The sequence below is a fragment of the Niveibacterium sp. 24ML genome (genome assembly GCF_026586805.1).
Lineage (GTDB): Bacteria > Pseudomonadota > Gammaproteobacteria > Burkholderiales > Rhodocyclaceae > Niveibacterium.
Window position 1 is genome coordinate 55098 of record NZ_JAPFHA010000017.1, and the last position, 26927, is coordinate 82024.

29 protein-coding genes are annotated in these 26927 nt (G+C 64.5%); 12 read left to right on the plus strand and 17 right to left on the minus strand.

Features of this window, described 5'->3' with window-relative positions:
• Position 1: 1 nt before the first annotated feature.
• The 6 genes from atpA to OPU71_RS14560 all read right to left on the minus strand — a co-directional run bounded on the left by atpA (position 2) and on the right by OPU71_RS14560 (position 4142).
• Positions 2-1540: a F0F1 ATP synthase subunit alpha gene (gene atpA, locus OPU71_RS14535; RefSeq protein WP_267728734.1), complete on the minus strand. Its 1539-nt coding sequence runs from the start codon at positions 1538-1540 to the stop codon at positions 2-4.
• Positions 1541-1551: 11 nt separating this feature from the next.
• Positions 1552-2085 (minus strand): F0F1 ATP synthase subunit delta, encoded by a 534-nt coding sequence (locus OPU71_RS14540; protein ID WP_267728735.1) that lies wholly within the window; start codon positions 2083-2085, stop codon positions 1552-1554.
• A gap of 6 nt (positions 2086-2091) precedes the next feature.
• Positions 2092-2562: a F0F1 ATP synthase subunit B gene (locus OPU71_RS14545; RefSeq protein WP_267728736.1), complete on the minus strand. Its 471-nt coding sequence runs from the start codon at positions 2560-2562 to the stop codon at positions 2092-2094.
• Positions 2563-2602: 40 nt separating this feature from the next.
• Complete coding sequence (gene atpE / locus OPU71_RS14550) at positions 2603-2848, minus strand: F0F1 ATP synthase subunit C (RefSeq protein ID WP_148579106.1); 246 nt, start codon at positions 2846-2848, stop codon at positions 2603-2605.
• Positions 2849-2917: 69 nt separating this feature from the next.
• Positions 2918-3778 carry a F0F1 ATP synthase subunit A gene (gene atpB, locus OPU71_RS14555; protein ID WP_267728737.1) on the minus strand — a complete coding sequence of 287 codons (861 nt, stop codon included), beginning with the start codon at positions 3776-3778 and terminating at the stop codon, positions 2918-2920.
• A 1-nt stretch (position 3779) separates the two neighbouring features.
• Positions 3780-4142, minus strand: coding sequence for an ATP synthase subunit I (locus tag OPU71_RS14560; RefSeq protein WP_324256070.1), 363 nt, complete (start codon positions 4140-4142; stop codon positions 3780-3782).
• Positions 4143-4370: 228 nt separating this feature from the next.
• Between OPU71_RS14560 and OPU71_RS14565 the strand changes: the two genes are divergently transcribed.
• The 7 genes from OPU71_RS14565 to OPU71_RS14595 all read left to right on the plus strand — a co-directional run bounded on the left by OPU71_RS14565 (position 4371) and on the right by OPU71_RS14595 (position 10786).
• The gene (locus tag OPU71_RS14565; protein ID WP_267728738.1) at positions 4371-6251 is read left to right on the plus strand and encodes an MFS transporter; all 1881 of its coding nucleotides are present in this window, start codon (positions 4371-4373) and stop codon (positions 6249-6251) included.
• Positions 6252-6271: 20 nt separating this feature from the next.
• Positions 6272-6670, plus strand: coding sequence for an MAPEG family protein (locus OPU71_RS14570; RefSeq protein WP_267728739.1), 399 nt, complete (start codon positions 6272-6274; stop codon positions 6668-6670).
• A 118-nt stretch (positions 6671-6788) separates the two neighbouring features.
• Positions 6789-7175, plus strand: a complete 387-nt coding sequence (locus OPU71_RS14575) for a VOC family protein (RefSeq protein WP_267728740.1) — start codon at positions 6789-6791, stop codon at positions 7173-7175.
• A gap of 17 nt (positions 7176-7192) precedes the next feature.
• Positions 7193-7582 (plus strand): VOC family protein, encoded by a 390-nt coding sequence (locus OPU71_RS14580; RefSeq protein WP_267728741.1) that lies wholly within the window; start codon positions 7193-7195, stop codon positions 7580-7582.
• Between the two features lie 6 nt (positions 7583-7588).
• Complete coding sequence (locus OPU71_RS14585; RefSeq protein WP_267728742.1) at positions 7589-8266, plus strand: helix-turn-helix transcriptional regulator; 678 nt, start codon at positions 7589-7591, stop codon at positions 8264-8266.
• Positions 8267-8315: 49 nt separating this feature from the next.
• The gene (locus OPU71_RS14590) at positions 8316-9476 is read left to right on the plus strand and encodes an esterase/lipase family protein (protein ID WP_267728743.1); all 1161 of its coding nucleotides are present in this window, start codon (positions 8316-8318) and stop codon (positions 9474-9476) included.
• Positions 9477-9514: 38 nt separating this feature from the next.
• Positions 9515-10786 (plus strand): cystathionine gamma-synthase family protein, encoded by a 1272-nt coding sequence (locus tag OPU71_RS14595; RefSeq protein ID WP_267728744.1) that lies wholly within the window; start codon positions 9515-9517, stop codon positions 10784-10786.
• A 141-nt stretch (positions 10787-10927) separates the two neighbouring features.
• On the opposite strand, the gene OPU71_RS14600 is transcribed toward OPU71_RS14595, so the two are convergent.
• The 6 genes from OPU71_RS14600 to OPU71_RS14625 form a co-directional block, all read right to left on the minus strand.
• Complete coding sequence (locus tag OPU71_RS14600) at positions 10928-11761, minus strand: outer membrane beta-barrel protein (protein WP_267728745.1); 834 nt, start codon at positions 11759-11761, stop codon at positions 10928-10930.
• 172 nt (positions 11762-11933) lie between these two features.
• The gene (locus OPU71_RS14605; RefSeq protein WP_267728746.1) at positions 11934-13523 is read right to left on the minus strand and encodes a GGDEF domain-containing protein; all 1590 of its coding nucleotides are present in this window, start codon (positions 13521-13523) and stop codon (positions 11934-11936) included.
• Between the two features lie 147 nt (positions 13524-13670).
• Positions 13671-14789 (minus strand): S1C family serine protease, encoded by a 1119-nt coding sequence (locus tag OPU71_RS14610; RefSeq protein WP_267728747.1) that lies wholly within the window; start codon positions 14787-14789, stop codon positions 13671-13673.
• A gap of 171 nt (positions 14790-14960) precedes the next feature.
• The gene (locus tag OPU71_RS14615) at positions 14961-15887 is read right to left on the minus strand and encodes a tetratricopeptide repeat protein (protein WP_267728748.1); all 927 of its coding nucleotides are present in this window, start codon (positions 15885-15887) and stop codon (positions 14961-14963) included.
• On the minus strand, positions 15884-16363 hold the full coding sequence (locus tag OPU71_RS14620) for a hypothetical protein (RefSeq protein WP_267728749.1): 480 nt from the start codon (positions 16361-16363) through the stop codon (positions 15884-15886). Before OPU71_RS14620 ends, OPU71_RS14615 begins: the two co-directional genes overlap by 4 nt.
• Complete coding sequence (locus tag OPU71_RS14625; RefSeq protein WP_267728750.1) at positions 16360-17709, minus strand: ATP-binding protein; 1350 nt, start codon at positions 17707-17709, stop codon at positions 16360-16362. Before OPU71_RS14625 ends, OPU71_RS14620 begins: the two co-directional genes overlap by 4 nt.
• Before the next feature lie 348 nt (positions 17710-18057).
• Between OPU71_RS14625 and OPU71_RS14630 the strand changes: the two genes are divergently transcribed.
• Together OPU71_RS14630 and OPU71_RS14635 are read left to right on the plus strand one after the other, a co-directional pair.
• Positions 18058-18498 carry an Hsp20/alpha crystallin family protein gene (locus OPU71_RS14630; RefSeq protein ID WP_267728751.1) on the plus strand — a complete coding sequence of 147 codons (441 nt, stop codon included), beginning with the start codon at positions 18058-18060 and terminating at the stop codon, positions 18496-18498.
• An 11-nt stretch (positions 18499-18509) separates the two neighbouring features.
• The gene (locus OPU71_RS14635; RefSeq protein WP_267728752.1) at positions 18510-18875 is read left to right on the plus strand and encodes an Hsp20/alpha crystallin family protein; all 366 of its coding nucleotides are present in this window, start codon (positions 18510-18512) and stop codon (positions 18873-18875) included.
• Between the two features lie 90 nt (positions 18876-18965).
• On the opposite strand, the gene OPU71_RS14640 is transcribed toward OPU71_RS14635, so the two are convergent.
• Together OPU71_RS14640 and OPU71_RS14645 are read right to left on the minus strand one after the other, a co-directional pair.
• Positions 18966-19511, minus strand: a complete 546-nt coding sequence (locus OPU71_RS14640; protein WP_267728753.1) for a DUF805 domain-containing protein — start codon at positions 19509-19511, stop codon at positions 18966-18968.
• A gap of 91 nt (positions 19512-19602) precedes the next feature.
• Positions 19603-21453, minus strand: coding sequence for a hypothetical protein (locus OPU71_RS14645; protein WP_267728754.1), 1851 nt, complete (start codon positions 21451-21453; stop codon positions 19603-19605).
• 207 nt (positions 21454-21660) lie between these two features.
• Here OPU71_RS14645 and OPU71_RS14650 point away from each other — a divergent pair, with 207 nt between their 5' ends.
• Both OPU71_RS14650 and OPU71_RS14655 read left to right on the plus strand, forming a co-directional pair.
• Positions 21661-22014: a PilZ domain-containing protein gene (locus OPU71_RS14650; protein WP_267728755.1), complete on the plus strand. Its 354-nt coding sequence runs from the start codon at positions 21661-21663 to the stop codon at positions 22012-22014.
• Between the two features lie 21 nt (positions 22015-22035).
• Positions 22036-22548 (plus strand): GNAT family N-acetyltransferase, encoded by a 513-nt coding sequence (locus tag OPU71_RS14655; RefSeq protein ID WP_267728756.1) that lies wholly within the window; start codon positions 22036-22038, stop codon positions 22546-22548.
• Between the two features lie 129 nt (positions 22549-22677).
• On the opposite strand, the gene OPU71_RS14660 is transcribed toward OPU71_RS14655, so the two are convergent.
• Positions 22678-22881: a hypothetical protein gene (locus tag OPU71_RS14660; protein WP_267728757.1), complete on the minus strand. Its 204-nt coding sequence runs from the start codon at positions 22879-22881 to the stop codon at positions 22678-22680.
• 91 nt (positions 22882-22972) lie between these two features.
• Between OPU71_RS14660 and OPU71_RS14665 the strand changes: the two genes are divergently transcribed.
• On the plus strand, positions 22973-24019 hold the full coding sequence (locus tag OPU71_RS14665; protein ID WP_267728758.1) for a LacI family DNA-binding transcriptional regulator: 1047 nt from the start codon (positions 22973-22975) through the stop codon (positions 24017-24019).
• A 1-nt stretch (position 24020) separates the two neighbouring features.
• On the opposite strand, the gene OPU71_RS14670 is transcribed toward OPU71_RS14665, so the two are convergent.
• Both OPU71_RS14670 and OPU71_RS14675 read right to left on the minus strand, forming a co-directional pair.
• Positions 24021-24704 carry a Fe2+-dependent dioxygenase gene (locus OPU71_RS14670; RefSeq protein WP_267728759.1) on the minus strand — a complete coding sequence of 228 codons (684 nt, stop codon included), beginning with the start codon at positions 24702-24704 and terminating at the stop codon, positions 24021-24023.
• 53 nt (positions 24705-24757) lie between these two features.
• Positions 24758-26911 carry a TonB-dependent receptor gene (locus tag OPU71_RS14675; protein ID WP_267728760.1) on the minus strand — a complete coding sequence of 718 codons (2154 nt, stop codon included), beginning with the start codon at positions 26909-26911 and terminating at the stop codon, positions 24758-24760.
• Positions 26912-26927: the final 16 nt, after the last annotated feature.

Here is a 26927-nt window from a genome sequence, read left to right on the forward strand (position 1 = left end):
CTTACTGCCAGGACTTCTTGAACGCTTCGATCGCAGCCGCGAGGGTCTTCTCGCCTTCGGCGTCGAGATCCTTGGTCTGTTCAATCTTGGCGTGGAGATCGGCGACTTGCGCGCGCACATGCTGCTGCATGGCAGCTTCGCACGCGAGCGCACGATTCACCGGCACGTCGTCGAAGTAACCCTTGTTGACAGCAAACAGCGTCACGGCCATGTCGGCAACCGACAGCGGTGCGTACTGCGCCTGCTTCATCAATTCGGTCACAAGACGGCCGCGATCGAGCTGCTTGCGGGTTGCTTCATCAAGGTCCGACGCGAACTGGGCGAAAGCTGCGAGTTCGCGGTACTGCGCGAGAGCGAGACGCACACCGCCGCCGAGCTTCTTGATGACCTTGGTCTGCGCTGCACCACCGACGCGCGACACCGAGATACCGGCGTTGATTGCGGGGCGGATACCTGCGTTGAACAAGTCGGTTTCAAGGAAGATCTGGCCGTCGGTAATCGAAATCACGTTGGTCGGAACGAAGGCCGACACGTCACCCGCTTGGGTTTCGATGACCGGAAGAGCGGTCAGCGATCCTGTCTTGCCCTTGACAGCACCATTGGTGAACTTCTCGACGTAGTCTTCGTTCACACGGGCTGCGCGCTCAAGCAAGCGCGAGTGCAGGTAGAACACGTCGCCCGGATACGCTTCGCGGCCCGGCGGGCGGCGCAGCAGCAGCGAGATCTGGCGATAGGCCCAAGCTTGCTTGGTCAGATCGTCATACACGACCAGCGCGTCCATCCCGCGGTCGCGGAAGTACTCACCCATCGTCGAGCCGGCATACGGCGCAATGAACTGCAAGGCGGCGGATTCCGATGCGGATGCGGCGACGACAATGGTGTATTCCATCGCACCGTGCTCGGTCAGCTTGCGCACCACGTTGGCGATGGTCGAGGCCTTCTGGCCGACCGCCACGTAGATACACATCATGTTCTGACCTTTTTGGTTGATGATCGCATCAACCGCAACGGCAGTCTTACCAGTCTGGCGGTCGCCAATGATCAGCTCACGCTGACCCCGGCCAATCGGCACCATCGAGTCGATCGACTTCAAACCGGTCTGCACCGGCTGCGACACCGAACGACGCCAGATCACGCCCGGCGCGACCTTTTCGATCTTGTCGGTTTCCTTGGCGTTGATCGGGCCCTTGCCATCGATCGGTTGGCCGAGCGAGTTGACGACGCGACCAATCAGTTCCGGGCCAACCGGCACTTCCAGAATGCGGCCGGTGCACTTGACCGTGTCGCCTTCCGAAATGTGCTCGTACTCGCCCAGCACCACGGCGCCGACGAAGTCGCGCTCAAGGTTCATGGCGAGGCCAAAGGTGTTGCCCGGGAACTCGAGCATTTCACCCTGCATGACGTCGGTCAGGCCGTGCACACGGCAGATACCGTCAGTCACGGAAACCACGGTGCCTTCGTTGCGCGCCGTCGCCCCCAGTTGCAGGTTCTGAATGCGACTCTTGATGAGATCGCTGATTTCAGACGGGTTGAGGTTCATACCTAAAGCTCCTAATTCTGTAGCGCGGCGGCCATCGCGGCGAGCTTGCCGCGGACCGAGGCGTCGATCACTTCGTCGCCAACGGCGATCTTCACTCCGCCGATCAACTCACGGTCGATCTGCACGGTCGCTTTGACCTTGGACTTGAAGCGAGTCTCGAGATCGGCAACGAGGCGAGCGAGCGTCGCGTCATCAATCGGAAAGGCGGAACTCACCAGCGCATCCTTGACCCCTTCATGCGCATCTTTCTGCGCCGAAAAGAGCGAAAGGATTTCAGGAAGAACGGCCAAGCGATCGCTTTCGGCGAGAATGGTCACGAAGTTCTTCTGATCTGCGGTGAGGTCGCCAGCGACTTCAACGAACAGTTGTGCAGCCGCGCTAGCGGACACACTCGGGTCGTCGATGTTCGCCCGGATACGCGGTTCGCTCGCGACCGCCGCCAAGCGCGCGAGCGCTTGAGCCCACGCGTTCAGTGCGTTGGCATCACGAGCCAACTTGAACGCCGCTTCGGCATACGGGCGAGCGACGGTGACGTTTTCGGCCATGGCGTCTTACAGTTCCTGTTTCAGGTTGGCCAACAGGTCGCTATGGACTTCGGCGTTGATTTCCTTGCGCAGGATCCGCTCTGCACCGACCACGGCAAGCTGTGCGACTTGGTCGCGCAGGCCTTCCTTGGCTTTCTGCATGGCGGCGCCAGCTTCCTGTTCAGCGGCAGTCCGCGCAGCGGCAACGATGCGCGCCGCTTCGGTACGAGCCTCTTCAATCAGGATGGCAGCCTGCTTCTCGGCAGTGGCACGAACGTCGGTTGCGGATTCACGCGCTTTGCGCAGCTCCTCGACAACCCTCTTTTCAGCCAGCGCGAGATCGGTCTTCGCCTTGTCCGCAGCAGCGAGCCCATCTGCGACTTTCTTTGCGCGTTCGTCGAGTGCCTTCACGATCGGCGGCCACACGAATTTCATCGTGAACCACGCGAGGATGAAGAACACAACGAACTGGGCAAACAGCGTTGCGTTCAGATTCACGGCATCACTCCCGGAAAATCAGTGGATTTGATGTGCGGAATCAGAGCTTGAACGGGTTAGCGAAGGCAAACATCATCGCGATACCGACACCGATCAGGAATGCAGCATCGATCAGACCAGCCAGCAGGAACATCTTGGTCTGCAGCGCGTTCATGAGCTCAGGCTGACGAGCAGAAGCTTCAAGGTACTTCGAACCCATGATGCCGATACCGATACAGGCACCGATTGCACCAAGACCGATGATCAGACCAGCGGCCAGAGCAACGAAACCAAGAACGTGTTCCATGACGACTCCTCTATTTCAGAAAAAGTGGGGTTGAATCAAAAACTTAACAGCGCTGGTACGACGCTAGCGTCAGTGACTTTCGTGAGCCTGACCCACATATACGAGGGTCAGCATCATGAAAATGAATGCCTGCAGGGTAATGATCAGGATGTGGAAGATTGCCCACGCAGAACCGGCCAGAACGTGGCCGACAAACAGTAGCGGACCTGCAACGCCAGCAGTGCCCCAAGCAGCACCCATCAGCGCGATCAGCATGAATACCAGCTCGCCTGCGTACATGTTGCCGAACAGTCGCATGCCGTGAGAGATGGTTTTCGCGGCGAACTCGATCAACTGCATCATGAAGTTAACCGGGTACAGGAACCACTTGTCGCCGAACGGCGCGGCAAACAGCTCATGCACCCAACCGCCAAAACCCTTGATCTTGATGTTGTACCAGAGGCAGATCGTCAGCACGCCGATCGACATGCCAAGCGTCGCGTTCAGATCGGCCGTAGGAACGATGCGCATGTACGCATGGCTGTTGCCGGTTGCGAGCTGAAATAGCGTGGGCAGAAGATCGAGCGGCAGCAGGTCCATCGCGTTCATCATGAAGATCCAGACGAACACGGTTAGCGCCAGGGGTGCAACGAATTTGCGCGACTCGGCGCTATGAACGATGCCCTTGGCCTGATCTGCAACCATCTCGACGATGATTTCGACTGCTGCCTGGAAGCGACCCGGCACCCCGGAAGTTGCCTTCGAGGCCGCGCGCCAGAGGAAAAACAACGTAATGACACCGATCGTGATGGACCAGAACATCGTGTCGATGTTGATGAGCGACCAATCGACGATGTTCTGCTGCGGATGACCCGTCTGATTCAAGTGGGTCAGGTGGTGATTAATGTACTCGCCGGCGGTGGGCGCTTGCACTTCGTGTCCGGTGGCCATGTCAGGTCTTAACTAAAAATGCAAAAAAGTTCGCTTGGAGCGTCACGACCAGCCCGATGACAACCGCGCCCCAATGGACGTCGGGATACACCAGGCGGACGCCCGCCAGTAATCCGATACACAACGCGATCTTGATCAGTTCGCCAATAAAAAAGGCAACCGCATACGAGGCGCCTGGGCGCTTTGACGCTGCGTGGAGCCTGATTGCAAACAGCCAAGTGGGAAGGACGCAGGCGGCGCCCCCCAACGCCGCCGAGAGCGCACCGCGTGACCCGAAAAACACCGCTGCAAGAGCGATGCCGATCAGGGCGGTTGCCAATTGCAGGACAACAACTTTGTACATTCCCTGCAGTGCCGCGTACATCTGCGCGCCTCGAAAAACCACGCAATGTTAGGTATTTAGCTGATCGAAGTCAAACTTAGTAGTTGCCCTATGAGGGCAAATCCGCTGCGCTGCAGCACGCAAATGAGGCGGCGCAGCACCGACCGGGCCGCGCGCTCCACACCCCTCTTTCAAATCTGCAGCCAGGATTCATCTGGCCCGGCATAATCGCTGCGCCGGGAAGCCCCCCGGCGCCTGCCACGCCAAATCATGACAATCGCGCACAACCCCTTGTCTCTACTTAAGACCCGCCGTTTTCTGCCGCTTTTTACAACGCAGTTCCTCGGCGCGTTCAACGACAACGTGCTCAAGCAGGCACTGTTGCTGCTGATCACCTTCCAGGGGGGCAAGGTCATGGGGCTGTCGCCGGCCCTGATGGTGCAAGTGGCCTCGGGCCTGTTCGTGCTACCGATGTTCCTGTTCTCAGCCTCGGCGGGGCAGATCGCCGACGCGTTTGACAAGGCACGCCTCGTCCGCTGGGTGAAGCTGGCGGAGGTCGGCATTGCGCTGATTGCCGCGGCGGGTTTCTTTTTCAAGCAGGTGCCATTGCTGCTTTCGGCATTGTTCCTGATGGGCCTGCATTCAACTGTCTTTGGCCCCTTGAAGTACTCGATACTCCCGCAGCATTTGCACAATGACGAGATCGTCGGCGGCAACGCATGGGTTGAAAGCGGCACCTTCGTCGCGATCCTGCTCGGCTCGATCCTCGGTGGCGTGCTGATCGCCATTCCTGATACCGGCCCGATTTGGGCGGGCGGGGCCTGCGTTCTGCTGGCGGTGTGCGGCTGGCTGACAAGCCTGTCGATTCCCGATGCGCCACCGCTGGCCAAGGTTGCCCTCAACTGGAATCCGTTCAGCGAGATCGCGCAGAACATGCGCATCGCCGGCCGCAACCGTGCCGTGCTGATGGGAATGATGGGGATCTCGTGGTTCTGGTTTTATGGCGCGATGATGCTTTCGCAGTTCGGGCCCTTCGTGAAAGACGTAATCGGGGGGAGCGAGCACTTATCGACCTTCCTGCTCTCCACGTTCATCATCGGCATCGCCCTCGGATCGCTGCTTGCGGAACGGGCATCCGGCGGCAAGGTCGAGCTTGGCCTTGTCCCGCTCGCTTCGATCGGCATGACCGTCTTTGGCGTTGATCTGTACTTCGCAAGCCCCAGCGCCCCGCATCCCGGCCTGGACGTAGCAGGCTTCATCGCGCAACCCGGCGCTTGGCGCCTGATGGCGGATCTGGTGCTGATCGGTGTTTTCGGCGGCCTCTACACGATTCCGCTCTACGCATTGATCCAGACGCGCTGCGATCCGGAATATCGCTCGCGCATCATCGCCGCGAACAACATCCTCAACGCCGGCTTCATGGTTGCGTCGGCCGGCTATGCGTTCTTCGCGCTGAGCCAGGGCGCTTCGATCCCGCAGATGTTCCTCTACGCCGCGTTGATGAACATTGCGGTGGCAATCTTCATCTACAGCGTGGTGCCGGAATTCCTCCAGCGCCTGATCGTATGGCTGCTGGTGCATACCTTCTACCGCGTCGAGGCCAAGGGCTACGCCAACATTCCTGCCGAAGGCCCGGCAGTGATCGTGTGCAATCACGTCAGCTTCGTCGATCCGCTGATCCTGATGGCGGAGAGCCGCCGCCCGATCCGTTTCGTCATGGATCACCGGATCTTCAAGATGCCGATCATCAATTTCGTCTTCCGCGAAGGCCGTGCCATTCCGATTGCCCCAGCCAAGGAAGACCCCGCCATGCTTGAGGCCGCCTACGACGAAGTCGCCAAGACGCTTGAAGCGGGTGAGCTTGTGGGCATCTTCCCGGAAGGGCGGATCACCGATACCGGCGAGCTCAACGAGTTCAAGAGCGGCGTCACACGAATCGTCGAACGCACCCCGGTGCCGGTGGTGCCGATGGCCTTGTCGGGGCTGTGGGGCAGCTTCTTCTCGCGCAAGGACGGCCCGGCCATGAGCAAGCCGTTCCGGCGCGGATTCTTCAGCCGCATCAAGCTGAGCATCGGCGCACCCATCGCGCCCGGCAACGCAAGGCCCGAAATCTTGCAAGCCGAGATCGCCCAGTTGCGCGAACGCCCCTGACCCAGCCACGGACACACACCATGCACGCCTATCCCCTGACCGCCGGCGTCACGCTTCTACTGGTGCTGCTGATGTTCGGCACCGCCTGGAACGTGGGCCGCGCGCGCGAGAAGTACGGCATCAAGGCGCCCGCCACCACCGGCAACGAATACTTCGAACGCGCCTACCGGATCCAGCTCAACACCATCGAGTGGGCGCTGATTTTCCTGCCCACCCTGTGGATCTTCGCCGCCTATGTGAACGACCTCTACGCGATGATCGCCGGCCTCGTCGGGCTCGCTGGACGCATCCTCTACGCGGTGAGTTACCAGCGAGATCCCGCAAGCCGCGGCGCCGGCTTCATGATCGGGATGCTGGCGTTTGGGGTGTGCGGGCTATGGAGCGGCTTCGCGGTGTTGCGGGTCATCACCGGATTCTGACGCCCTGCTCACCAATAGCGCCGCAGCAACCCAGCCCTTGAGTGCCGCCTCCTGACACCACGCTGTCAGTAGCCCCCCTGCATCCTGTCTGCACCTCAACCGCAACAGGAGCAGCACCATGGACACAGCACTCCGCGAGCAACAGCGCGCTGTCTGGTTTGAAATTCCGGTCGTCGATCTGGATCGCGCAGCAGCCTTCTACGAACAGCTGTTCGATGAATCGCTCAGGCGCGAAGAGATGGGGCCAGAGGGGACGATCGCGGTGTTTCCCTATGACGGCACCGGCGTTTCGGGTTGCCTGATGCGTGCGCCAGATGCACGGCCGGCGGCGAGCGGCACGCTGGTCTACCTCAACGCCGATTCCGGGCTCGATACGCTGCTTGCGCGCGTTGAAGCCGCCGGCGGTAAAGTCGCACTTCCGCCAGTTGCGCTGCCCGAGGGCATGGGCCGCTTTGCGCACATCATCGACACCGAGGGCAACCTCGTCGGGCTGCACGAAGCCTGATGCGAAAGGACGCTGCCATGAAGTTCGCCTACACCATCGTCTACGTCGCCGACGTCAGCGCGACGCTCGATTTCTATCGACGTGCATTCGGGTTTGCCACGCGCTTCGTCACCGACGACGCGCAGTTCGGTGAGCTGGATACCGGCGGCACCGCGCTCGCCTTCGCGCGCCACGACGTGGCCGCCAGCAGCCTGCCGCAGGGTTACCGGCCGCTGGATGCCGATGCGCAGCCAGCCGGCATCGAAGTCGGCTTCACCACCAGTGATGTGCCAGCGGCCTTCGATCATGCGGTGGCGGCGGGCGCCACGCCGATCACCGCGCCGCTCACCAAGCCCTGGGGGCAGACCGTCGCCTACGTCCGCGCGCCGGAAGGCACACTGATCGAACTCTGCACGCCGATGGGCTGAGCCCCGATGCGCCGCGCCGACCGCCTCTTCCAGATCACGCAGATCCTGCGCGGCCGCCGGCTGACGACGGCGGCGCATCTGGCGGAGCGGCTCGGCGTTTCCGAGCGCACCATCTACCGCGACGTCGCCGACCTTTCCACCTCCGGCGTACCGGTGGAAGGCGAGGCGGGTGTCGGTTACCGGCTGCGGCCGGGTTTTGATTTGCCACCGCTGATGTTCAGCGCCGACGAGCTGGCCGCGCTGGCGCTCGGCGCACGCATCGTTGGCGCCAAGGGCGGCAGCGAGCTTGCCCTTCACGCCACCAGCGCGCTCGAGAAAATCAGCGCCGCCGTGGGCCCGGCGCTGCGCATCCGGCTCGAAACCACCGCTTTGCATGTGCCGGATTTCAACATCACGCCCGGCACCCAGCACATCGAAACGCTGCGCCATGCGGTTGATCGCCGCCTGCGGATCGCCTTCGACTATGCCGACGAAGAAGGCACACGCACCACGCGCTTCGCGTGGCCGCTCGGCCTCTTCTTCTGGGGCCAGGTCTGGACGCTTGGCGCCTGGTGCGAGCTGCGCGAGGACTTCCGCAGTTTCCGCCTTGACCGCCTGCTGAAGCTTGAACTGCCGGGCGACCACTTCCCCGACACCGAAGGCCGCCGCCTCGCCGATCTGTTGCGCTACTGCCACGCAAGCTGAAGCCCGCAAGGCGCACAATGTCTGATCGCGCAGACACCCGGGGTGGCCCATGAGCAAGCAGCACGACAAGCCAAAAGCGCACTACGCACCCGCCTTGCAACGCGGGCTGCATGAGTTGAGCCACCAGGTCGAGGCGATGCACCGCGCGATTGCGGGCAAGACTTTCGGCGCACTCAAGCAGGTACCGGTGGTGTCGCTGCCCGCCGCGCTGATCGAAACCGTGCACGACGCCATCAGCAGCGGCATCCACGCCTCGGTGCGGCTGGGCAATCGCGGCCTGATGGGCTTGGCGGGCGATGCCGAGCAGGCGCTCAAGCGCGATGCGCCACCGGGCCGCCGTGAAAGCAATCTGCGCGCAGCGATCAACGGCGTGTTCGGCGACCACCTCGCCGCCAACGGCGAAGCGCTGGCAACGCCGATGCAGTTGTTCGCGCGCGGCCAGAGCACCCCGCTTGATCTGGCGACGCTGAAGGTTCCGCACCGCCGGGTCTGCATCTTCCTGCACGGCCTTGCCTGCGACGAGCACTGCTGGACGCCCGCAGCCGACAGCGACGAGCCCGATTACGGCGCGCGGATCAAGGCGGATTTCGGCTACACCCCGCTCTACCTGCGCTACAACACCGGCCTCACGATCCCCGAAAACGGCGTCGCCTTTGTCGAGCAGATGCAGGCGCTGTGCGAGGCGCGCCCCGATATCGACGAGTTCTTGCTGATCGGCCACAGCATGGGCGGGCTGGTTGCGCGCAGCGCCTTGCGGCGCTCGCACGGCAGCACCTGGCAAACAAAGACGCGGATGTTGATCTGCCTGGGTTCGCCGCAACTGGGCTCACCACTCGAACGCCTTGGCGCGATCACCAACCGGGTGCTCGACAGCTTTGACGTCACCGCCCCGATCGGCGCCATCGCGGCACGGCGCAGCGCCGGCATTCGCAATCTGCACGACGGCCTCGGCGACGGCTGCGGTGAAGACCCGCCGCATGTCGAATTGCGTTTTCTCGGCGCCACGATTGCCGACGATGCCGACAGCGCCTTCGGAAAATACGTCGGCGATGGCCTCGTCACGCCCGACAGCGCGCTGGCCGACCCGCCGGCGGCCAATGTCGCCACCGCCCAACTGGGCGGCCTTGGCCACATGGGCATGCTGCACGAAGCGCGCTGCTGGCGGCAGATCCATCAGTGGGTTGCCGAAGGCATGGCACCAACAGCGTAAAATCGCCGCTTCCCCCTTCTCACCGAAGCCCGACGAACATGAGCAAACCCGATCCTGCCCGCTGGGGCTTTACCACCCGCACCGTTCATGGCGATCGCCTCGGCGGCGTCGAGCACGGCGGCATCCACAAGCCGATGCACACCTCGGTGCAGTACGGCTATGCCAATGCTGCGGAGTTGATCGGGGTTTTCCAGGGCGAGATCGCCGGTTTCAACTACGCTCGCCAGGGCACACCCACCGTCGCCGCGCTCGAAGCCAGCGTCAACCGCATGGAAGACGGGCGCGGCACGATCTGCTTCGCGACCGGCATGGCCGCGATCACTGCGGTATTCACCACCCTGCTCAAGGCCGGCGATCACCTGATCGCGAGCAAGTACGTCTTTGGCAATACCAACAGCCTGCTTGGCACCCTGCAGGCGCTCGGCATCCGCGTAAGCATGGTCGAAGCCACAGACGCCGCGGCAGTGGAAGCCGCGATCACGCCGCAGACCCGCATGGTCTTCGTCGAAACCATCGCCAACCCGCGCACGCAAGTGGCCGATGTTGCCGGCATCGGTGCACTGTGCGGGGCGCACGGCCTGGTCTACGTGGTGGATAACACCGTCACATCACCCTGGCTGTTCAAGCCCAAGTCGGTCGGAGCCTCGCTGGTCATCAACTCGCTGACCAAGTCGATCGGCGGCCACGGCAATGCACTCGGCGGCGCGGTCACCGACACCGGGCTTTTCGACTGGTCTGAGTACCCCAACATCTTCGAGGCCTACCGCAAGGGCAACCCGGCCGGCTGGGGGCTTGGGCAGATCAAGAAGAAGGGCCTGCGCGACCAGGGCGGCGCACTGTCGTCAGAAGCCTCGCATCACCTGTCGGTCGGCGCCGAGACCCTGGGCCTGCGCATGAACGCCACCGGCGCCAACGCGCTCGCGCTCGCCCGCATGCTCGAAGCCCACCCCGCGGTGCGGCGGGTCTACTACCCGGGGCTGGAGAGCCACGCGCAGCACGAACGCGCCAAACAACTGTTCTGCGGCAACAGCTGGCTGCTCGCCTTCGAACTCGAAGACGACGCCGACTGCCTGCCCTTCATCGACCGCCTCACCCTGCCGATCATCGCCACCGGCCTGGGCGACACCCGCACGCTGATCATCCCCGTCGCGCACACGATCTTCTGGGAGATGGGCGCTGCCAAGCGCGCCGAGATGGGCATCGCCGAATCGTTGATCCGCGTGTCGGTCGGCATCGAAGACCAGCAGGACATCCTCGACGACTTCGAGCGCGCGCTGGCCGGTTCAGACGAATCGGGCCTGAGCGGCTAGCAGACCGGGCTGGGCCTATGGCGGCAGCACAGCCTGGCTTGATACGCAACCAAGCCAGGCTGCGCCATTCAAGCTGCTAGAGGCTTTCGGGGCGCCGCCGTTGAAGACGGCGCCCGCGAGCTGGCGGTGCGAATCGCCCGCTCAGAATGCCGTTTCGAGGAACAGCGTGGGGCCGCTGAAGCTGTATTGCACCTCGCCGTGGAAGCTGTCCTTGGTGGCTTCCAGGCCATAGTCGACATAGCGATAGCCAATACCGGCGGCGAAGTTCTTGTGGAAGCGCCAATCCACCGCTGCAGACAACGCCATCAACGAGCCATCGTAGTCGTCGTAGTTCAAGCTGAAGTAGTCGAGGCGGGCACGCAGGTTGAACTTGTCGTTGATCGCATAGCCGCCATACAGGCCCAGCGTTGGCAAGGGCACGAGCTGGTCTTTCGATTCGCTCTGGAAGGACGCGGCGTTACCGCCTACGCTGGCCTGTCCGCTCAGCGCGATGACAAAGTCGGTCATGTGCAGGCCGAACACGAGGCCCGCTTCGGCCTGCGGCGTCTTGTAGAACGAATAGCCGGCGCTGACTCGATAGATCGTCGTTTCGAAATTCGTGGTGACCGATGCACTGGCGGGAAAACTCAGGTCACCCCAGTTGATCTGGCGATCAATTGACCGGGTGCCATTGCGCTCAAGTGAGTAGTACTCGAACTCCATGCGCCAGTTCTGGCTGATACGTCCACCGATCTGGATCGCCGGCAGCACATCGCGATCAGAGAGACCCAGCTCGTCTTCCAGTTCCAGCGAGGTGCCGGGAATCTTGGTGCCCGGAAAGTCGAGCCGGGCGGAAGATGAAATCGACGCCCAGTACCCGCTCAGTTGCGCCCAGTAGCGGTCGTTGCTGGTTTCAGCCAGGGCTGCACCGGAAAGCGCGCCGAACAGCAGCGCCACCACCACCGCGCATTGACGTTGTTTGATTTGCCTTGTCATCTCAGTCCCCTTTGCTTGTTGTTGGTTGACTGCAACTGCCATTCCAATCTAGCCCCATGTCAAGCGCTGATGGATGCAAAAGATCAAGCGATTGCGATGCATCAGGCCCCGCGTTAGATCGGCCGTGGCACACGCCACGCAAAGCTGTGTTCAGGCACATCCAGGCAAGGGGTTAGCCGGCAACCACCTGATTGCGGCCCGATTCCTTGGCGCTGCGGGTGGCAAAGGCAACACGATCGAGCAAGGCACGCGTGACGAGTTCATCGCCACGCTGAACAACGCCGGCACTGAGTGTGACCGGCACCCGCCGGCCATCGTTGCTGAGCACGACAAGCTGCTCGGTTTTCTGGCGGATGCGCTCGGCCACATCCAGCGCCTCATCCAGATCGGTGTCGGGCAGCACGAGGCAGAATTCCTCGCCGCCATAACGGGCTGACCAGTCGATCGTGCGGACACTGCCTTCGAGCACGCCGGCAAAGGCGCGCAGGACCGCGTCGCCGGTGGGCCAGCCGTAGGTCATGTTGATGTCGTGGAAGTGGTCAAGATCCATGAACACCAGCGAGAGCGCGCGATGGTTGCGGACCGAGGCTTCGAGCTCGCGCTCCAGGTGCAGATCGAGGTAGCGCCGGTTGTGCAGGCCGGTCAGTCCGTCCTGCTGGGCATCGCGGGTGGCCTCGCTCATCAGGCGCCGGCCCATCAGGGTGATCAGGTTGGTGACCCGTTCGGTCACCACGCGGGTGACGTTTTCAAAGTGGTCGATGCGCAGATCCTTGCCCTCGCGCGCCAGCACCTCGGCCAGTTCGTCCGCCACCACCAGGCGCCCACGCCCTTCGCCCTTGGCGCGGTACATGGCCTGATCGGCGGAAGCGAGCAACTCATCGAGCGCGAGGTTCGGGCGCACCAGCGCCAAGCCACCGCTGATGCTCAGCGGCGTCACGTCACGTTGCTGCGATGCCGGGGGCGGCGCGCCCCACCAGAAGCCCAGATTGCGCGAACGCGCGCCCGGTACGTCGGAAGCGCCGCCGGGCAGGATCGGATAGCGGATCGAGCAGAAGTGCTCGATGAAGCGGCGGGCATCATCGGCCACCGTCACTTCATCCGGGCGCCTCATCATGACGGCGAACTCTTCGCCACCAAAGCGCGCGATCAGGTCATCCGGCGCGGCCCACTCGCGCAGACAATCAGCCACGAAGATGAGGATCTCGTCACCGGCATCGTGGCCGTAGCTGTCGTTGATGCGCTTGAAGTGGTCCAGATCAAGCAGCAGCAAGCCAACAGCGCCCTCGCCCCTGATCATCGTTTCGGCGCGCTCGAACCACGTGCTGCGGTTGAAGAGCGAGGTCAGCCGGTCTCGATGCACTTGCGCAAGTTGTTCGCGCTCACGCCGGCGAATGCGGCGCAGGCGACGGATGCGCCAGACGAGCTGGCTGGGCGCATCGCTCACGCTGACGACGTCTTGCAGCACTTCGGAGGGGTCGCTGTCATCGAGCATCGGCAGCACGCGCATTGCATGCTCCGCGTTGTCCACCACCACCACGGTCGGGCGGTTGCCGCCACCGAGGGCACGCCTGAGATCGCCCTCGCTCATCCCCAGATCGGCACGGATCACCCACACCGCATCGGCTTGTGCAGGCTCGGCCCCGGCGGCAATCACCTTCACTTCGTAGCCCGCAGCACGCAGCAGATCCGCGCCCAGCTTGCCCGCGCGATCCTCGCCATCCGGCGTCACCCAGTACGCGCTTACCTTTGCTTTCGCCCTCACGCCTGCGCACTCCCATTGATGGCCGATCGATGCCACGCTCTCGCACACCGCGCACGCCAGATTACCGGCGATTGGCCGCCAGCACTTGAGTCAGCGCAGCGAAGTCGTGACTTGTGGGTGCCGGCCCGGTGGCAAGCGGCCGAACCCTCAGCGCAGGTTGCGCACTGCAATCCGCTGCACCTTGCCCTGGCGCGATACGCTCAGCATCACCTGATCCGCGCCCCGCTTGTCGTCGAGCAGCGCCTGGAACTTGTCGACCGAGTCCACCGGCTTGCCATCCACCGCGGTGATGATGTCACCAGCGACAAAGCCGCCACCGGGGGTCTGCGTAATGCCGCGCAAGCCGGCCCGGTCGGCGCTGGAACCACGCTCGACCCGCACCACCACCACGCCGCGCACATCCAGCATGCGCGAGAGGCGCGCGTTGACCCGCTCGTCGAGTTCCAGCCCAAGGTCGGGGCGCTCGTAGCGGCCGCTGCGGATCAGTTCCGGCACCACACTGTTGAGGGTATCGGCCGGCACCGCAAAACCGATGCCGGCGCTCGCCCCGCTCGGGCTGTAGATCATGGTGTTGATGCCGATCAGCCGCCCGGCCGAATCGAGCAGCGGCCCACCCGAATTGCCCGGGTTGATCGCCGCGTCGGTCTGGATCAGGTGGTGGATCGCGCGGCCGCCCTCTTCGCCCAGCGAGCGGTCAAGCGCCGAGACAATGCCGCTGGTGAAGGTCCAGTCGAGGCCGAAGGGATTGCCGATCGCGAACACCTTCTGGCCCACCCGCAGGTCATGGCTGCTGCCCAGGGGGATCGGTGCAATCCGGCTCTTGCCCAGCTTGATGCGCAGCACCGCGATGTCATGTTCCGGGCTCGCGCCGACCAGGGTAGAGCGGTAGTCGGTGCCATCGCCCAGTCGCACGGTCGCCTCGCTCGCGCCTTCGATCACATGGTAGTTGGTCACCACATGGCCGGACTGATCCCAGAGAAAGCCCGATCCGCTGCCGCGCGGCACCGAAAACACATTGCGGCTCCACAGGTCGCGCACCCGTTGGCTCGTTGTGATGTAGGCCACCGCATCGCGGCTGCGCTCGAACAGCGCGATCGTCGCCTTCTCGTCGGCCTGCAGCTCGCCGCGCGGACTCACCGGGCGCGGGGCAGCCGCGGCGGAAACGCCTGCAAGTAGTTGGGGCGGCAGCAAGCTGACGATCACGCTGAGCACGGCGCCAGCGAAGAGCCTGCTTCCACAAGGCAGGAAGGGGCACAGATTGGTCATGCAGTCTCCTCGGATACGCCACGCGTCCGCAGATTCTGGTAGACCCCGCATATGTGGCGAAACCCCATCGCTTTCAAGCCTCGTGCGCGGGGCTCGAAACACGATCCTGCACGCCGCGGCGGTGGCCATGTGCAGCGCGCGCCGCGGTGGCGGTGACCCGCCCGCTTGCGCTCAATAGTCCGGCCGCAGACGCACAGATTCCAGTTCGCGAGCCAGCATCCGCGAGAACAGGCCTGGCGCCACCCAGGTGTAGACGACGAATGCCAACCACACGAAATTGAGCGCAAGCGCGCCGGCGCCAAAATCCAGATCCTGCAGCGCCAGTACCGCAACGCGATAGGCCAGGAACACGCCGATCAATAGCAAGGTGGCACGCAACGGGCTGCCGCCTCCCACCCACGACTGCCATCGCCACCAAATCCCAAGCGTCAGGCTTTGCCTGGCCTTGACCGACGACAAGAGCCTCAGCGCCCCCTCATCCGAGGGGTTGTGTTGCACCGCCCAGAGCGCATGCTCCCGCGCCGCAGCAACATCGCCGCGGCGCAACAGAACGTGCCCCATCAGCACCAGCGCATCCTGATGCGCGGGTTGCTCACCGAGCGCTTCACGAGCCGCCTGCCATGCCGCGTCGGTGCGCCCGTCGCTGAAATCGAAATCGCCACAGGCAGTCAGGACATCTGGATCATCGGGCGCCAGCTCGCGCGCGCGCTCGAGTGCCGCGCGCTGTTCGCTGGGTCGATGCTCCTGTGCGGCGAGCTGAGCGCGGATGAGGTGCCCGTGCGCCTCGTCAGGTGATTGGGTCAACACCTGTTCGACGTGTCCGCGCGCCTCGGCTGTGCGGCGGTGTGCAAGCAGCGCAGCGGCCATCGCACGGTGACCCAGAGGTTCGTCGGGCGCCAGTGCGATCGCCTGTTTCGCCTCATGCAATGCAGCGTGGATCCGTCGCATGCCCAGCAAGCCAAACGCCAACAATGCGTGGGCCGCGGCGTGCTCGGGCGCATCAGCCAGCACGCGGCGCAAACGCTCGACTGCTGCGGCGTGATGCCCCTGCGCCGAGAGCTGAACCGCGAGCTCAATCTCATGGTGTGCGCCTCTCATGAAAGCACCAGATTACGCAGCCAAGGTGTAGTGACGCCGCGAGAGAGCACCGGCGCCAGAAAAAAAGCGCCTACAAGCAGGGGAATCAAGCCGTTGGCCACCCGCCCGCCGTAATACTGGTAAAGCTCGATGGCACGCTGCTGCATGAAGCAGGCTCGATAGGCGCAGGCGAGTTTGCTGACAAGCGCTAGCAACAGCACATAGCGGGCGAGCTGGGTGCTCAACCACCCGGCCTCATGAGCAAGGTGGGTGCCCCAAAGGACGGCAAACGCGAGCGCGATACCCGCCGCGCAGAGCACCGCCTCGCGAACACGGGTCGGTGAGCCGAGCGCAAAGCCGTTCAGCGCCAGCCAGGCAAGTCCGGGCAGACCGCCGACAATCATTGTCGCGAGTACCGGCCAGATCGGGTTCACGATGAAACGCGCCGCTGCGCCAGGCAAGGGTTCGTCAGCAATGGCGTATCGACGCGCGCTCATGCCTGGCCCATTGCCTTGAGGAAATCCAGTACCTCGTCGTACTGGCCGCCTTCGTTGGCGTAACGGGCGTAGTTTCGCGCCGTGGTCAGCCATTCAAGGGTGGTTGGCCGTGCCTGCTTGAGCGCGGCCTTCAGGCAGAGGTCGTCGATAGGAACCTCCTCGCCTCGCGCGATTGAGGCATCGATCGCCTCGTCCGCGGCTGTCTCGATGACGTCGGCAATATCGGCGCCGGAAAAGCCGCTGGTGAGGCGCGCCACGTAGTCCAGATCAATCGGGTCACGGGTCGGCCGCTTTTCCAGCAGCGCAGAAACGATCTGGCGGCGAGCGACCAGATCTGGTGGTGGCACGAAGAGGACGCGGTCAAATCGCCCCGGACGACGAAATGCGGGATCCACGGCCCACGGCACGTTGGTCGCCGCCAACACCAGCACGCCCTCGTTGTTCTGCGCAAAACCATCAAGTTCCGACAGGAACTGGCTGACCAGCTTCGCGCTCGTCGCTTCGCGGCTGTACTGCCGCTTACCGCCCAACGCCTCGACTTCGTCGAAGAACAGCACGGCCGGCCGCTGGCGCCGAGCCTGGTCAAACACCGCGCGCAGCTTGCGCTCGGACTCACCGATGTACATGTCGAGCACGTCGGATACCGCTACGTTGATGAAGCTGGCGCCACACTCGCCGGCAGTCGCGCGAGCAAGCAGCGTCTTGCCACAACCGGGCGGTCCGTAGAGGAGAACGCCTCCCCCGGATTTCTTCGCGAACCGCTGGAAAAGTGAGGGTTTCTGAAACGGAGTGAGAATGCGGCGCCTGATCTGCTGTTTTATCGCATCGAGCCCACCGACATCGGCAAACGTGATGCGGTCACCGACTGGCTGGGTCATCCGGATCACGTCGCTCGCGCCCGTCTGGTCGGCCGCGAGACTGGTCACGCGCTCACCGCTGCGGTGGCTATCGAGCCTCACCACGCGCCCTTCAAGTTCCGAGAGCAGCGCCGCGTCGTCCAGCGCCGGGTTCGCCGCCACCGCCGCACGGTAGGAAGCCAGTGCCGCCGCACGATCGCCAATTGCCAGCAAGCAGCGGCAACGCAGCAGGGCATACCGAGGATGATCATTCGGAAGCCACTCGAGCGCGCGCGCAGGCAGTCCATCCATGTGCAGCGATTCGGCCACACGAGCGCACAACGCTGGGTCAAGCGCTGTCAGCGCAACCCCTTGCTCCAACAGATGATCAGTGGCTCGTGCAGCTTGCCCCGCCGCGATGGCGGTTTCAAGGTAAGCACGGATCAGCGCGTCGTTGTCACGCTGAAGCGAGAGCGCGGTCTCGATCGGCGCCAGAAGGTCAGTAGTCATCCGGATCTGTGGGGGGCCGTGCTGCGCCCGTCAAGGACAAAGAGCCTCGGATTATAGCCACCGACGACTTAGCACCGGCGCCGGCGCCCGGCACGAACACTCCCCCAAAGCGCCGCCCATGGCTTCAGCTCAGCCGGCTAACTCGGCGCGCTGCTTTGGCCACTCTGTACCCCCCCGGATACCAGCACCTGCACAGCACGCCCCGCTACCTGCGCGACTTGGTTGCGCGCGATAACTGGGGCTGCAGCGGCGTCCTTTCAAGTACTTGAACTGCTGCCCGGCGGCCCCCAATTTCAGCATCACGGCACAGCCCAATCGATGTGCGGCAACCAGTCCAAGGAGTGACCGATGATCTACCGCAGCTTCATTCCCCGCGAAGTGATCGCGCAACTCGATCGCCTGCAGCGCGAACTCCAGCATCCGGCCGAACGCTCGCCCAGCATTCGTGGCGGCGCGCCGGGCAGCTTCCCGGCCATCAACCTGAGCAGCAGCCCGACGGCGATCGAGATCTGCGTCTTTGCGCCGGGCATTGCACCCGAATCGCTGGATGTGCAGATCGAACGCGGCGTGCTCACGGTATCGGGCGAGCGCGCCTCGGCGCTGCCCGCCAGCGATGCCCAGTCCACCGTGCATATCGGCGAGCGCTTCGCTGGCCGCTTCCGCCGCGTCGTGACGCTGCCCGACGATATTGACGGGGCGGCGGTTGCCGCGCGCTACCGCAACGGCGTGCTGCATGTGAGCGTACCGCGGCGCGCCGCCGAGTCGCCGCGCAAGATCGAAATCAACTGAGGGCCAGACAGATGAACCACGACACCATGAACCCCGCACGCCAGGACGACACCCTGTTGCCGGCCGTCGACGTCATCGAGGACCCGCAAGGCATTCTGCTGCTGGCCGACCTGCCCGGCGTGAGCAAGGAAGGGCTGTCGATCCATGTCGAAGGCGATGTGCTGAGCCTGGCGGGCACGATCGTGCTGCCGGTGCCCGAGGGGGCCAGCGCAATTCACACGGAAGTCAGCGCACCGCGCTACCACCGCGCGTTCACGCTGTCGCGCGAACTGGATGCCGAGCGCATCGAAGCGCAATTCAAGCACGGCGAACTGCGGCTGCGGATTCCGAAGAAAACGCACGCCCAGACGCGACGGGTCGAAATCACGATCGACTGAGTGCGGCGTCACGCGCGGCCGCATCGCCCGCGCCCGATCGACGGCGAAACGCCGATCAGCGTCGGGCGCTACTGAACCGCCGCGCGGCGCTCAGCGCCCCGCCTGCGCCGCCCGCGCGCGCTGCACGTAGTCCTGGTAGGCGGGCAGCGCGATCGCGGCGAGCACACCGAGCACGAATACGAACACCAGCGCGAATGCGGCAAACACCGCCAGCTTGCCGTTGGGCGGGGGTTTGGGGCCGAAGCGGTTGCGCCCCTTGCTACCGGGGACGAACAGGAAGACCAGGTTGGCCAGCGGGACGAAGGCGAGCAGGCCGACCCAGCCGCGCTGATCGAAGTCATGCGCGCGCTGGATCACCAGCACCAGCTTGAAAACGAAGTAGCCCAGGTAGGCGACAAGGATCACCAGCATCCCCAGTACCGGCATGCCACCCATGGCCGAGAGCGCGGTCCCCAGGCCAAAGAGCAGCGCCAGGACCAGCAGCCCAACCATCCCGTAAGCGAGGTAGCGCACGCGCCCGAGCCGCCCGCGCGGGGAGAAGGGCCGCACGAGGCCCGGCGCCTCGTCCCCGGCCGGATCGAGCTCGACGACCTCGGCGTTGGGGGGTGCGTAGGGGTTGTGATCGGATGTGTTCATGGTGGGGGCACAGATTCGGGAGCGCCGATCTTAGCGGCAAGCGCGCGCAGGCGGCTGCGCCAGGTCATGCCGCCTGCGTCGTCACGGCCGTTCAGCGTTGCACGCGCGATACCCGCATCTGCAAGAGATAGCCCTGCGCGCGGTCGGTCCAGTCGAGCCGGTCGGTTTCACCATCGCGGCGCAGCGTGTAGCGCACCGCGAAGGGTTTGCCGCTGCTGTCGCTGACCAGCGCCTGGCCGTTCTCGAAGCGCAGTTCGGTGTTGATCGGGATGTCGCGGGTGCGCTCGTCCATGCCGGTATCGAAGGCGCTGAGTCGGCCCTGCAGCCTGCCGGAGTCGATGGCTTCGAAGCGGATCGTCAGACGCCCTTCGCCGCCAGCCGCTGGCGCCAGCCAGACGCCTTCCCATTCACCCAGCAGCTTCGCCGCCGCGTTTTCTTCGGTGAGCGCCACCGGCGTGCCGGGCGGCACGTCGGCCGTCGGCGGCGGCAGGCTTACGACGGCGTCCGGGGTGTCCGCCGGCGCGGGCAGGCGGATGTCGGCCACCAGCACCTTGCCACCCTTGCGGGTTTCGATGCGCGGCTGGGCAGCGGTGCCGCCGTAGTAGTAGGCCGGCAGCGCCGCGCCCTTGGCACTGGGCGCGAAGTAGAGCTGCGCGGGCTTGCCGGCGAGGCTTTCCGCGGTGATGTAGCTGACCAGCGCGTGCTCCATTGCGTGATAGCCGTTCTTCCACTGGTGCTGGCGCAGTTCGTTGCGGTCGGGCTCGCCGGTCGGCGACACGCTGCCCCAGACTTCCGGCACGCCGGCTTCGACGAAGTGATCGAACCAGTAGGGCCAGGTGCGCGCCAGCCAGGCCGCATCCCCGCGTCCGCGCTGCGCCAGTGTGGCCGCCAGTTGGTCGAGCTCGGCGTAGATCCACCAGTCGTTGCCCGGCTGCACGCCATTGGCAGTCCAGCGCCGCGCCCAGCTGCCGTTGCGTTGCACATAGGCATCACGCAACACCGCGCGGCCCTGCTCGCGCGCCCAGTCTGCAAGGGCGGTGTCGCCGGTTTGCTCGGCGGCCAGCCAGGTCATCCAGAAGGCCTTGCCGGTGTGGCCGAAATCGTTGTGACGCGCGCCGGGCTGGCTCGCCGCAGCGTCGCCCAGGGTGCCGGCACAACGCGGCGCGTCGGCACTGCAGAACTGGCTGCGGATTGCACCGGTGAGGCGGCGCATGTCAGCCTGCCAACGGGCACGCATTTCGTCCGGCAGCAGCGGGGTAACGAGCACCATGTAGGCGTTGAGCGGATCGAGCTGGGCCACCAGTTCGGCCTTGTCGGCTTCGGGCCCGGCGAGGGTCCACTTCATGCGGCCGGCGGCGGCGTCGAAGTAACTCATCAGGTGGCGGTGCAGGCGATCCAGATCGGCCAGCGTCGCGGCATCGCGGGTGAGGTAGTACCACACGCCCAGCGCGGCGCCGGCGTAGGCCACGTCCTGCGCATTGCGCAGTTCCACCGCCGGCAGGCCTTGCCCGTTCTGCCAGTAGGTGACGGGGCTGCCGGTGGCGGGGTCGAGCGCGCGGCTGCGGATGTCGCGCACGCCGGCCTCGGCGAGCTTGAGCAGGGCCGGGTCTCCGGTGAGGTGGAAACCCATGCCGTAGGCGTACACCTGCCGTGCCTGCATGCGCACATAGTCGCGCCCCAGTTCGCTGCGGATCCAGGCCGGCGCCTTGGCCAGCTCGTCGCAGGGTTTGGCGGCATCGTAGGCGCGGCCGTCGTGGCAGCGGAAGGTGGGGAACTGGCCAATCGGCTTGCCCTGCGCCGCGGGCTGCGTCCACCACGGCAGCAAATCCTCACGCACATGCTGCAGCCAACGCGCCCCGTCGAACGGATCGCCGGCGCCGGCGTGCGCGAGCGGAGAGAGGAACACAAGCAGTGCGGCAAAACCATTACGCATGCGAAGCATCAGGCACTCCATGACAGAGAAGGTTGAACGATCAGGCGCCAGCCTGGCAGGCGCCCTCCCGCCACGCGAGGCTTCTGGCGCGAAACGACGGCAACAGGCGCTGAATCGACGCCAAACGGCGCCAGTGTCAGCCTTACTGCTGCGAAGCCCCTTGCTTCAGGGCACAATATCTCGCCAGAACCGATGCCGCCGGCAAACAAGCAAGCGATGGACCCCTCAAAACCCAGCAGTGATCGCCGCCAGAACGAACGCAAACCCTTGCGCACCACGTCCTACCTGCGCTTGCCCGGCTCGCGGCCGACGGCGGTGCGTTCGGTGGATATCAGTCTGGGTGGCATGAGCATCATTGCTACGGCCAACCCGCCATCGAAAACATCCTGCGTGTTGCGTGTTGGTTTGCCTGCCGGCGCGCAGGGAATCAAGCTGGTGGAAGTCGAAGCCAAGGTGCTGCACAGCGTGTTCAGCGGCCGCGAAGACGGCTTCAAGGTCGGGCTCAGCTTCGTGAATCTGGGCGCCGAAGCCCGGCAAGCCATTTCGAGCTATCTGAGCAGCGTGCGCTGAGGCGGGCGCCGCATCACGGCAATGGCACCCATCACCACCCCGCTGAGGCTCGCCGCACCGGCAGACGCCCCACGCATTGCCGCCCTAGGGATCTTCGTGTGGCTGCACACCTATGCGTCCGATGGCATCAGCGATGCGATCGCCCGGCATGTGCTCGATAGCCTCAATGAAACACACATCGCACGCCTGATCGCGGACCCCGCGCGGCGCCTGATCGTGGCCGAACGCGACAACACGCTGCTGGCCTATGCCGTGCTGCGCTTTGGCGGCGGGCACCGCGGCATCCGCTGCGAAATCGAAACCTTGTATGTGCATCCGGGCTTCGCGCGGCATGGTATCGGCGGTGCACTCCTGCATCGCGCGCGGCAGGAAGCGCTCGCCCGATGCGGCGATGCCGCCGTCTGGCTGACGGTGAACGCGCGCAACCCGCGGGCCCTGAGCTTTTACCAGGCGCAGGGCTTCGTTGATGAGGGTGAGCGCGGGTTCGAGCTCGATGGCACGCAACACCTCAACCGCCTGCTGGTGCTGGCCTGAGCCGCTTCACACGCTGTCTGCGCGGCGTTGGCGGAGCGACTGATGCTGGCGCATGCGACCCGCGCATACGCAGGCGGCACGCACGGCACGAACACGCAGCGCGGGCGCCAGCAAAGGCCCGCCCGACGGTCAGGCCCAGCGCGATGCGCACCAGTCGGTGCGTAAGGTACATCCTGCTTTTGACTGGTGTGCAGGGCGTGAATCTGTCACGCAGGCCTTGATCGCGTCGATTTCACCCGGCCACTTGAAAATGTTTTCAGGCGGCTGGGTGCATTGCAATGCCATACAGCACCAAACTGAAAGCCCAGCGGCAATTCGTTGAAAGCTTGCCATGGGCAGTTTCCTTGGGGCTTTGCTTGGGGTCAAGACTGCCTTGCCAGGGCATGCCACGCTAGAATCGTGCGCATTCAAAGCAAAGAACGTCATGAAAACGACTGCCAAACCCACCCAACGCAAACGGGATCCGTCGGGGCCCTCCCGCGCCACGCTGGTCGAAGTGGCTGAGGCTGCGGGCGTGTCTGCCAGCACGGTGTCGCGCATCCTGAACGGCACGGCCCGTGTGTCGTCCGACAAGCGCAAGGCCGTCGAAAAGGCGATCGCTGACTTGAACTTCACGCCCAACGTGCTGGCGCAAAGCCTCAAACGCGGCCAGTCGATGACGATCGGTGTCGTCACCCCGGCACTGGACAGCCCCTTCTTCAACGAAACCCTCAAGGGCATTGAAGCGGGGCTCGCGGGGAGCGGCTATGCGGCGCTGATCGTGAGCGGCCACTGGAATCCGGAAGAAGAAGCCGAGCGCGTGGCGCTGCTGATGGCACGCAAGGTGGACGGCATCATCATGGTCAGCGGCAACATCCCCGACGACCAGATCGTGCGCTTTTCGGAACAGGTGCCCATCGTCGCCACCGGCCACGGCTGCGAGGCCGACAACGCCCGCGCGATCCGCGTCGACAACGTGTGGGGCGGCTATCGCGCAACCCGCCACCTGATCGAACTGGGGCACAGGCAGATCGCACATATCGCCGGCATGCCCAATCTGCAGGATGCGAACGATCGCTTGGTGGGTTACAAGCACGCTCTGGAAGACGCGCGGATTCCGTTCGACGAGGCGCTGGTGGTGCAAGGCGACTTCCGCGAATCCGGCGGCATGCTGTGCGCCAACCAACTGCTTGATCGCGGCGTGCCCTTCAGCGCGGTTTTCGCAGCCAACGACCAGACGGCCTACGGCGCCCGGTTGGCTTTTTACCGGCGCGGCATTCGCGTGCCGGAAGACATTTCGCTGATCGGCTTCGACGATCTGCCCGGCTCACTCTACACCACGCCGCCGCTGACCACGATGCGGCAGCCGGTGTATGAAATCGGCCACATGGCGGCGGGCGCGGTACTCGGCCTGATCACCAACAAGCCCTTCAAGCTCGAACAACCGCAGGTCGAGCTGATGATCCGGGAGACCACGCGACGCCTGCGCTGAATCAGACCTCTGCCCACATCCGCAAGAGGTTGTGATAGCTGCCGGTGAGTCGCACCAGCTCGCTCTCGTCGCCATGCCGCTGGCGTAGCTGGGTGATCGCCAGATCCATATCGAACAGCAGCGCACGGCGGCTGTCTTCACGCACCATGCTCTGCAGCCACATGAAGCAGGCCACCCGCTCACCGCTCGTCACCGGCTCAACCCGGTGCAGGCTGGTCGAGGGGTAGAGCACCAGGCTGCCGGCGGCAAGCTTCACCTCATGCTCGCCGTAGGTGTCTTCCACCACCAGCTCACCCCCTTCGTAACTGTCGGGCTCCGCCAGAAACAGCGTGGCCGACACATCGGTGCGCACCGGGCGGCCACCGCCACCCGGCAGGCGCCGCACGGCGTTGTCGACATGCGCACCGAAGTGCTCGCCGCCACCGTAACGATTGAACAGCGGCGGATAGATCTGCGCCGGTAGCGCCGCCGAGAAGAACATCGCATTGCGCGACAGCGCGGCGAGCACGATTTCGCGCGCCGCCGCCATCTCAGGGGCGGTTTCCGGCAGCTGGCGGTTGCGCTTGACCTGCGCACTCTGGCTGCCCGCCGTGATGCGGCCATCCGCCCAGTCGGCCTGATCGAGCAATTGCCGCAGGCGGGCAAGCTCGTCTGCGTCGAGTACGGCGGGGACTTCAATCAGCATGGCAGCTCCTGCATTTGAGAAGGCCGCCACGCCAAGCGCAGCGGCCGTTACGGTCAGAACGAGACTTCGGCGGTAATCGAGCCCGAGCGCCCGACGCCCGGAATCACATGGCCGCGGTAGAGGCCATCGTAGTAGAGCTTGTCGAGCAGGTTATCGAGGTTCACCCGCACCGTGTAATTGCGCACCGCGTACTGCGCCATCGCATCCCAGCGCGCATAGCCCGGCGCCCAGTTGGTGTAGTTCTCCGGCGGCGTGCGGCCACTGACCCCCTGCACGCCGGTACCCACTTTCCAGTTGCCGAGCGCGTAGGTGGTCCAGACACTGCCCGAATGCTTGGGCGTGTTGCCCGGAATCTGCCCCACCTGCGATGCCGTGCCGGCGTCGATCTTGGCCAGCATGAAGGCGTAGTTCGCGAACATCTCCCAGCCTTCAACGATGCGGCCGGCGAAGGAGACTTCAAAGCCGTTGGTGTGGCGCTTGCCCGAAAGCAGGTAGTTGGTCTGGCTGGCCGACTCCACGTCGGTGTTGCGTTCGTGGTACTTCTCGGTACGGAACAGCGCAGTGGCGATCGAGACGTTGCCTTCGAACAGATCCCACTTGGCGCCGAGTTCGATGTTGCGGCTCTCTTCGGGCGGCGTGTTGGCGCCGCGCGCGTCGAACTGGTAGAGGTCGCCCGAGGTGGCGAAGGCCGTGCCGTAGCTCAGGTAGTAAGAGGCCACGTCGTCCGGCTGGTAGATCAGGCCGGTGCGGTAGCTCCCCTCGCGGTCGCTGCGCTCGTAGATCGGGTTGGGGTCGGCGGCGGTCGGCGTGCGCTCGTAGCGGCCGCTGAAGTTGTCCCAGCGCAGGCCCAGCAGGGCCTTCCAGTGCGGCACGAATTCCACCAGATCCTGGCCGTAGATCGCGAAGCTCTCGGCATCGAAACTGTTGTAGTTGGCACGCACGCGCGTATCGATCACCGTAGCGCCGCCGTTCGGGTTACCGATCGTTGCACTCGGCTTGGCCTTGGTGCCGGTGTAGCCCCAACGCTCATCCGATTCGCGGCCGATCTCGATGCCGCTGGCGATCTGGTGATTCATGCCGAACCAGTTCTGCTCGGTCGTGTAGTCAGACTGCATGAAGCGCTGCTGGTAGTCACCGCCGCGCGTCTGGTTGCCGCGTACTACCGGGGTCGCATCGGTCACCGGTGAAGTGAGCGGCCACTGGCCTGCGCCGTTGCCGCTGTTGACGCCCGCAGTGCTGGCCCACAGGTCGCGCTTGTATTCGCCGTAACGCGCGGTCGTCTTGATCTGGCTTTTCGCATCGAAGCGGTGGGTCCAGCTGAAGCTGCCGTAGTCGGCAGAGTCGCGCTGGTAGTCCTGATCCAACCCGTACCAGCGGCCCGCCGCTTCGTCCACCGGGCTGCCGTTGCGCCAGCGGAAACCGTAGTCGGGGTTGTCGTTGTAGTCGAGGTGATAGTAGGCCAGCGTGAATTCGTCTGCGCTGCCGATGCCCCAACGCACGCTCGGCGCCACGCCGACACGGTTGGTTTCAGGCCCCTCACGGCCGGCTTCGCCGGTCGTCCACATCGCATTGACCCGCACCGCAGCTTCCTCGCCGATACGCTGGTTCACATCGGCGGTGGTGCGCAGGTAGTTGTCGAAACCCACCGTCGCCGAGAGGCGCGTCTGGTCCATCAGATAGGCTTGCTTGCTCACCTGGTTGATCACGCCGCCGGTGGTGCCACGGCCGAACAGCATCGACGCGCCGCCCTTGAGCACTTCAACCCGGTCGTTGTTGAAGAGGTCGCGGTTGTACTGGCCAACGTCCTTCATCCCGTCGATGTAGATGTCATTCACCGCCGAAAAGCCGCGGATGTTCATGTTGTCGCCAATCCGGCCGCCCTCGCCGGCGTTGAAGGTGATGCCGGCCACGTTCGAGAGCGCCTCGCGCATCGTATCCTGGCCGCGGTCGCGCGTGAGTTGCTCGGGCACCGCGGTGTAGGTGTTCGGAATGTCGCGCGGCAGCTGCTTTGACTTGCCGATCGTCGTGGCACCCGGCTGGTAAGTCTGGCGCGGGGCGTCCGCCACTTCGCGGGTGGCCTCGACCGGCACTTCCTTGAGGGTGTTCTCGGTGCCGTCCTTGCCGCCTTCGGCATGGGCGCCATGGGCGGCGAACAGGCTTGCCGCGAGCAAGGTGGCGACGGGTTTCTTGCGACTCTTGATGCTCACTGGTGACTCCGTTGGG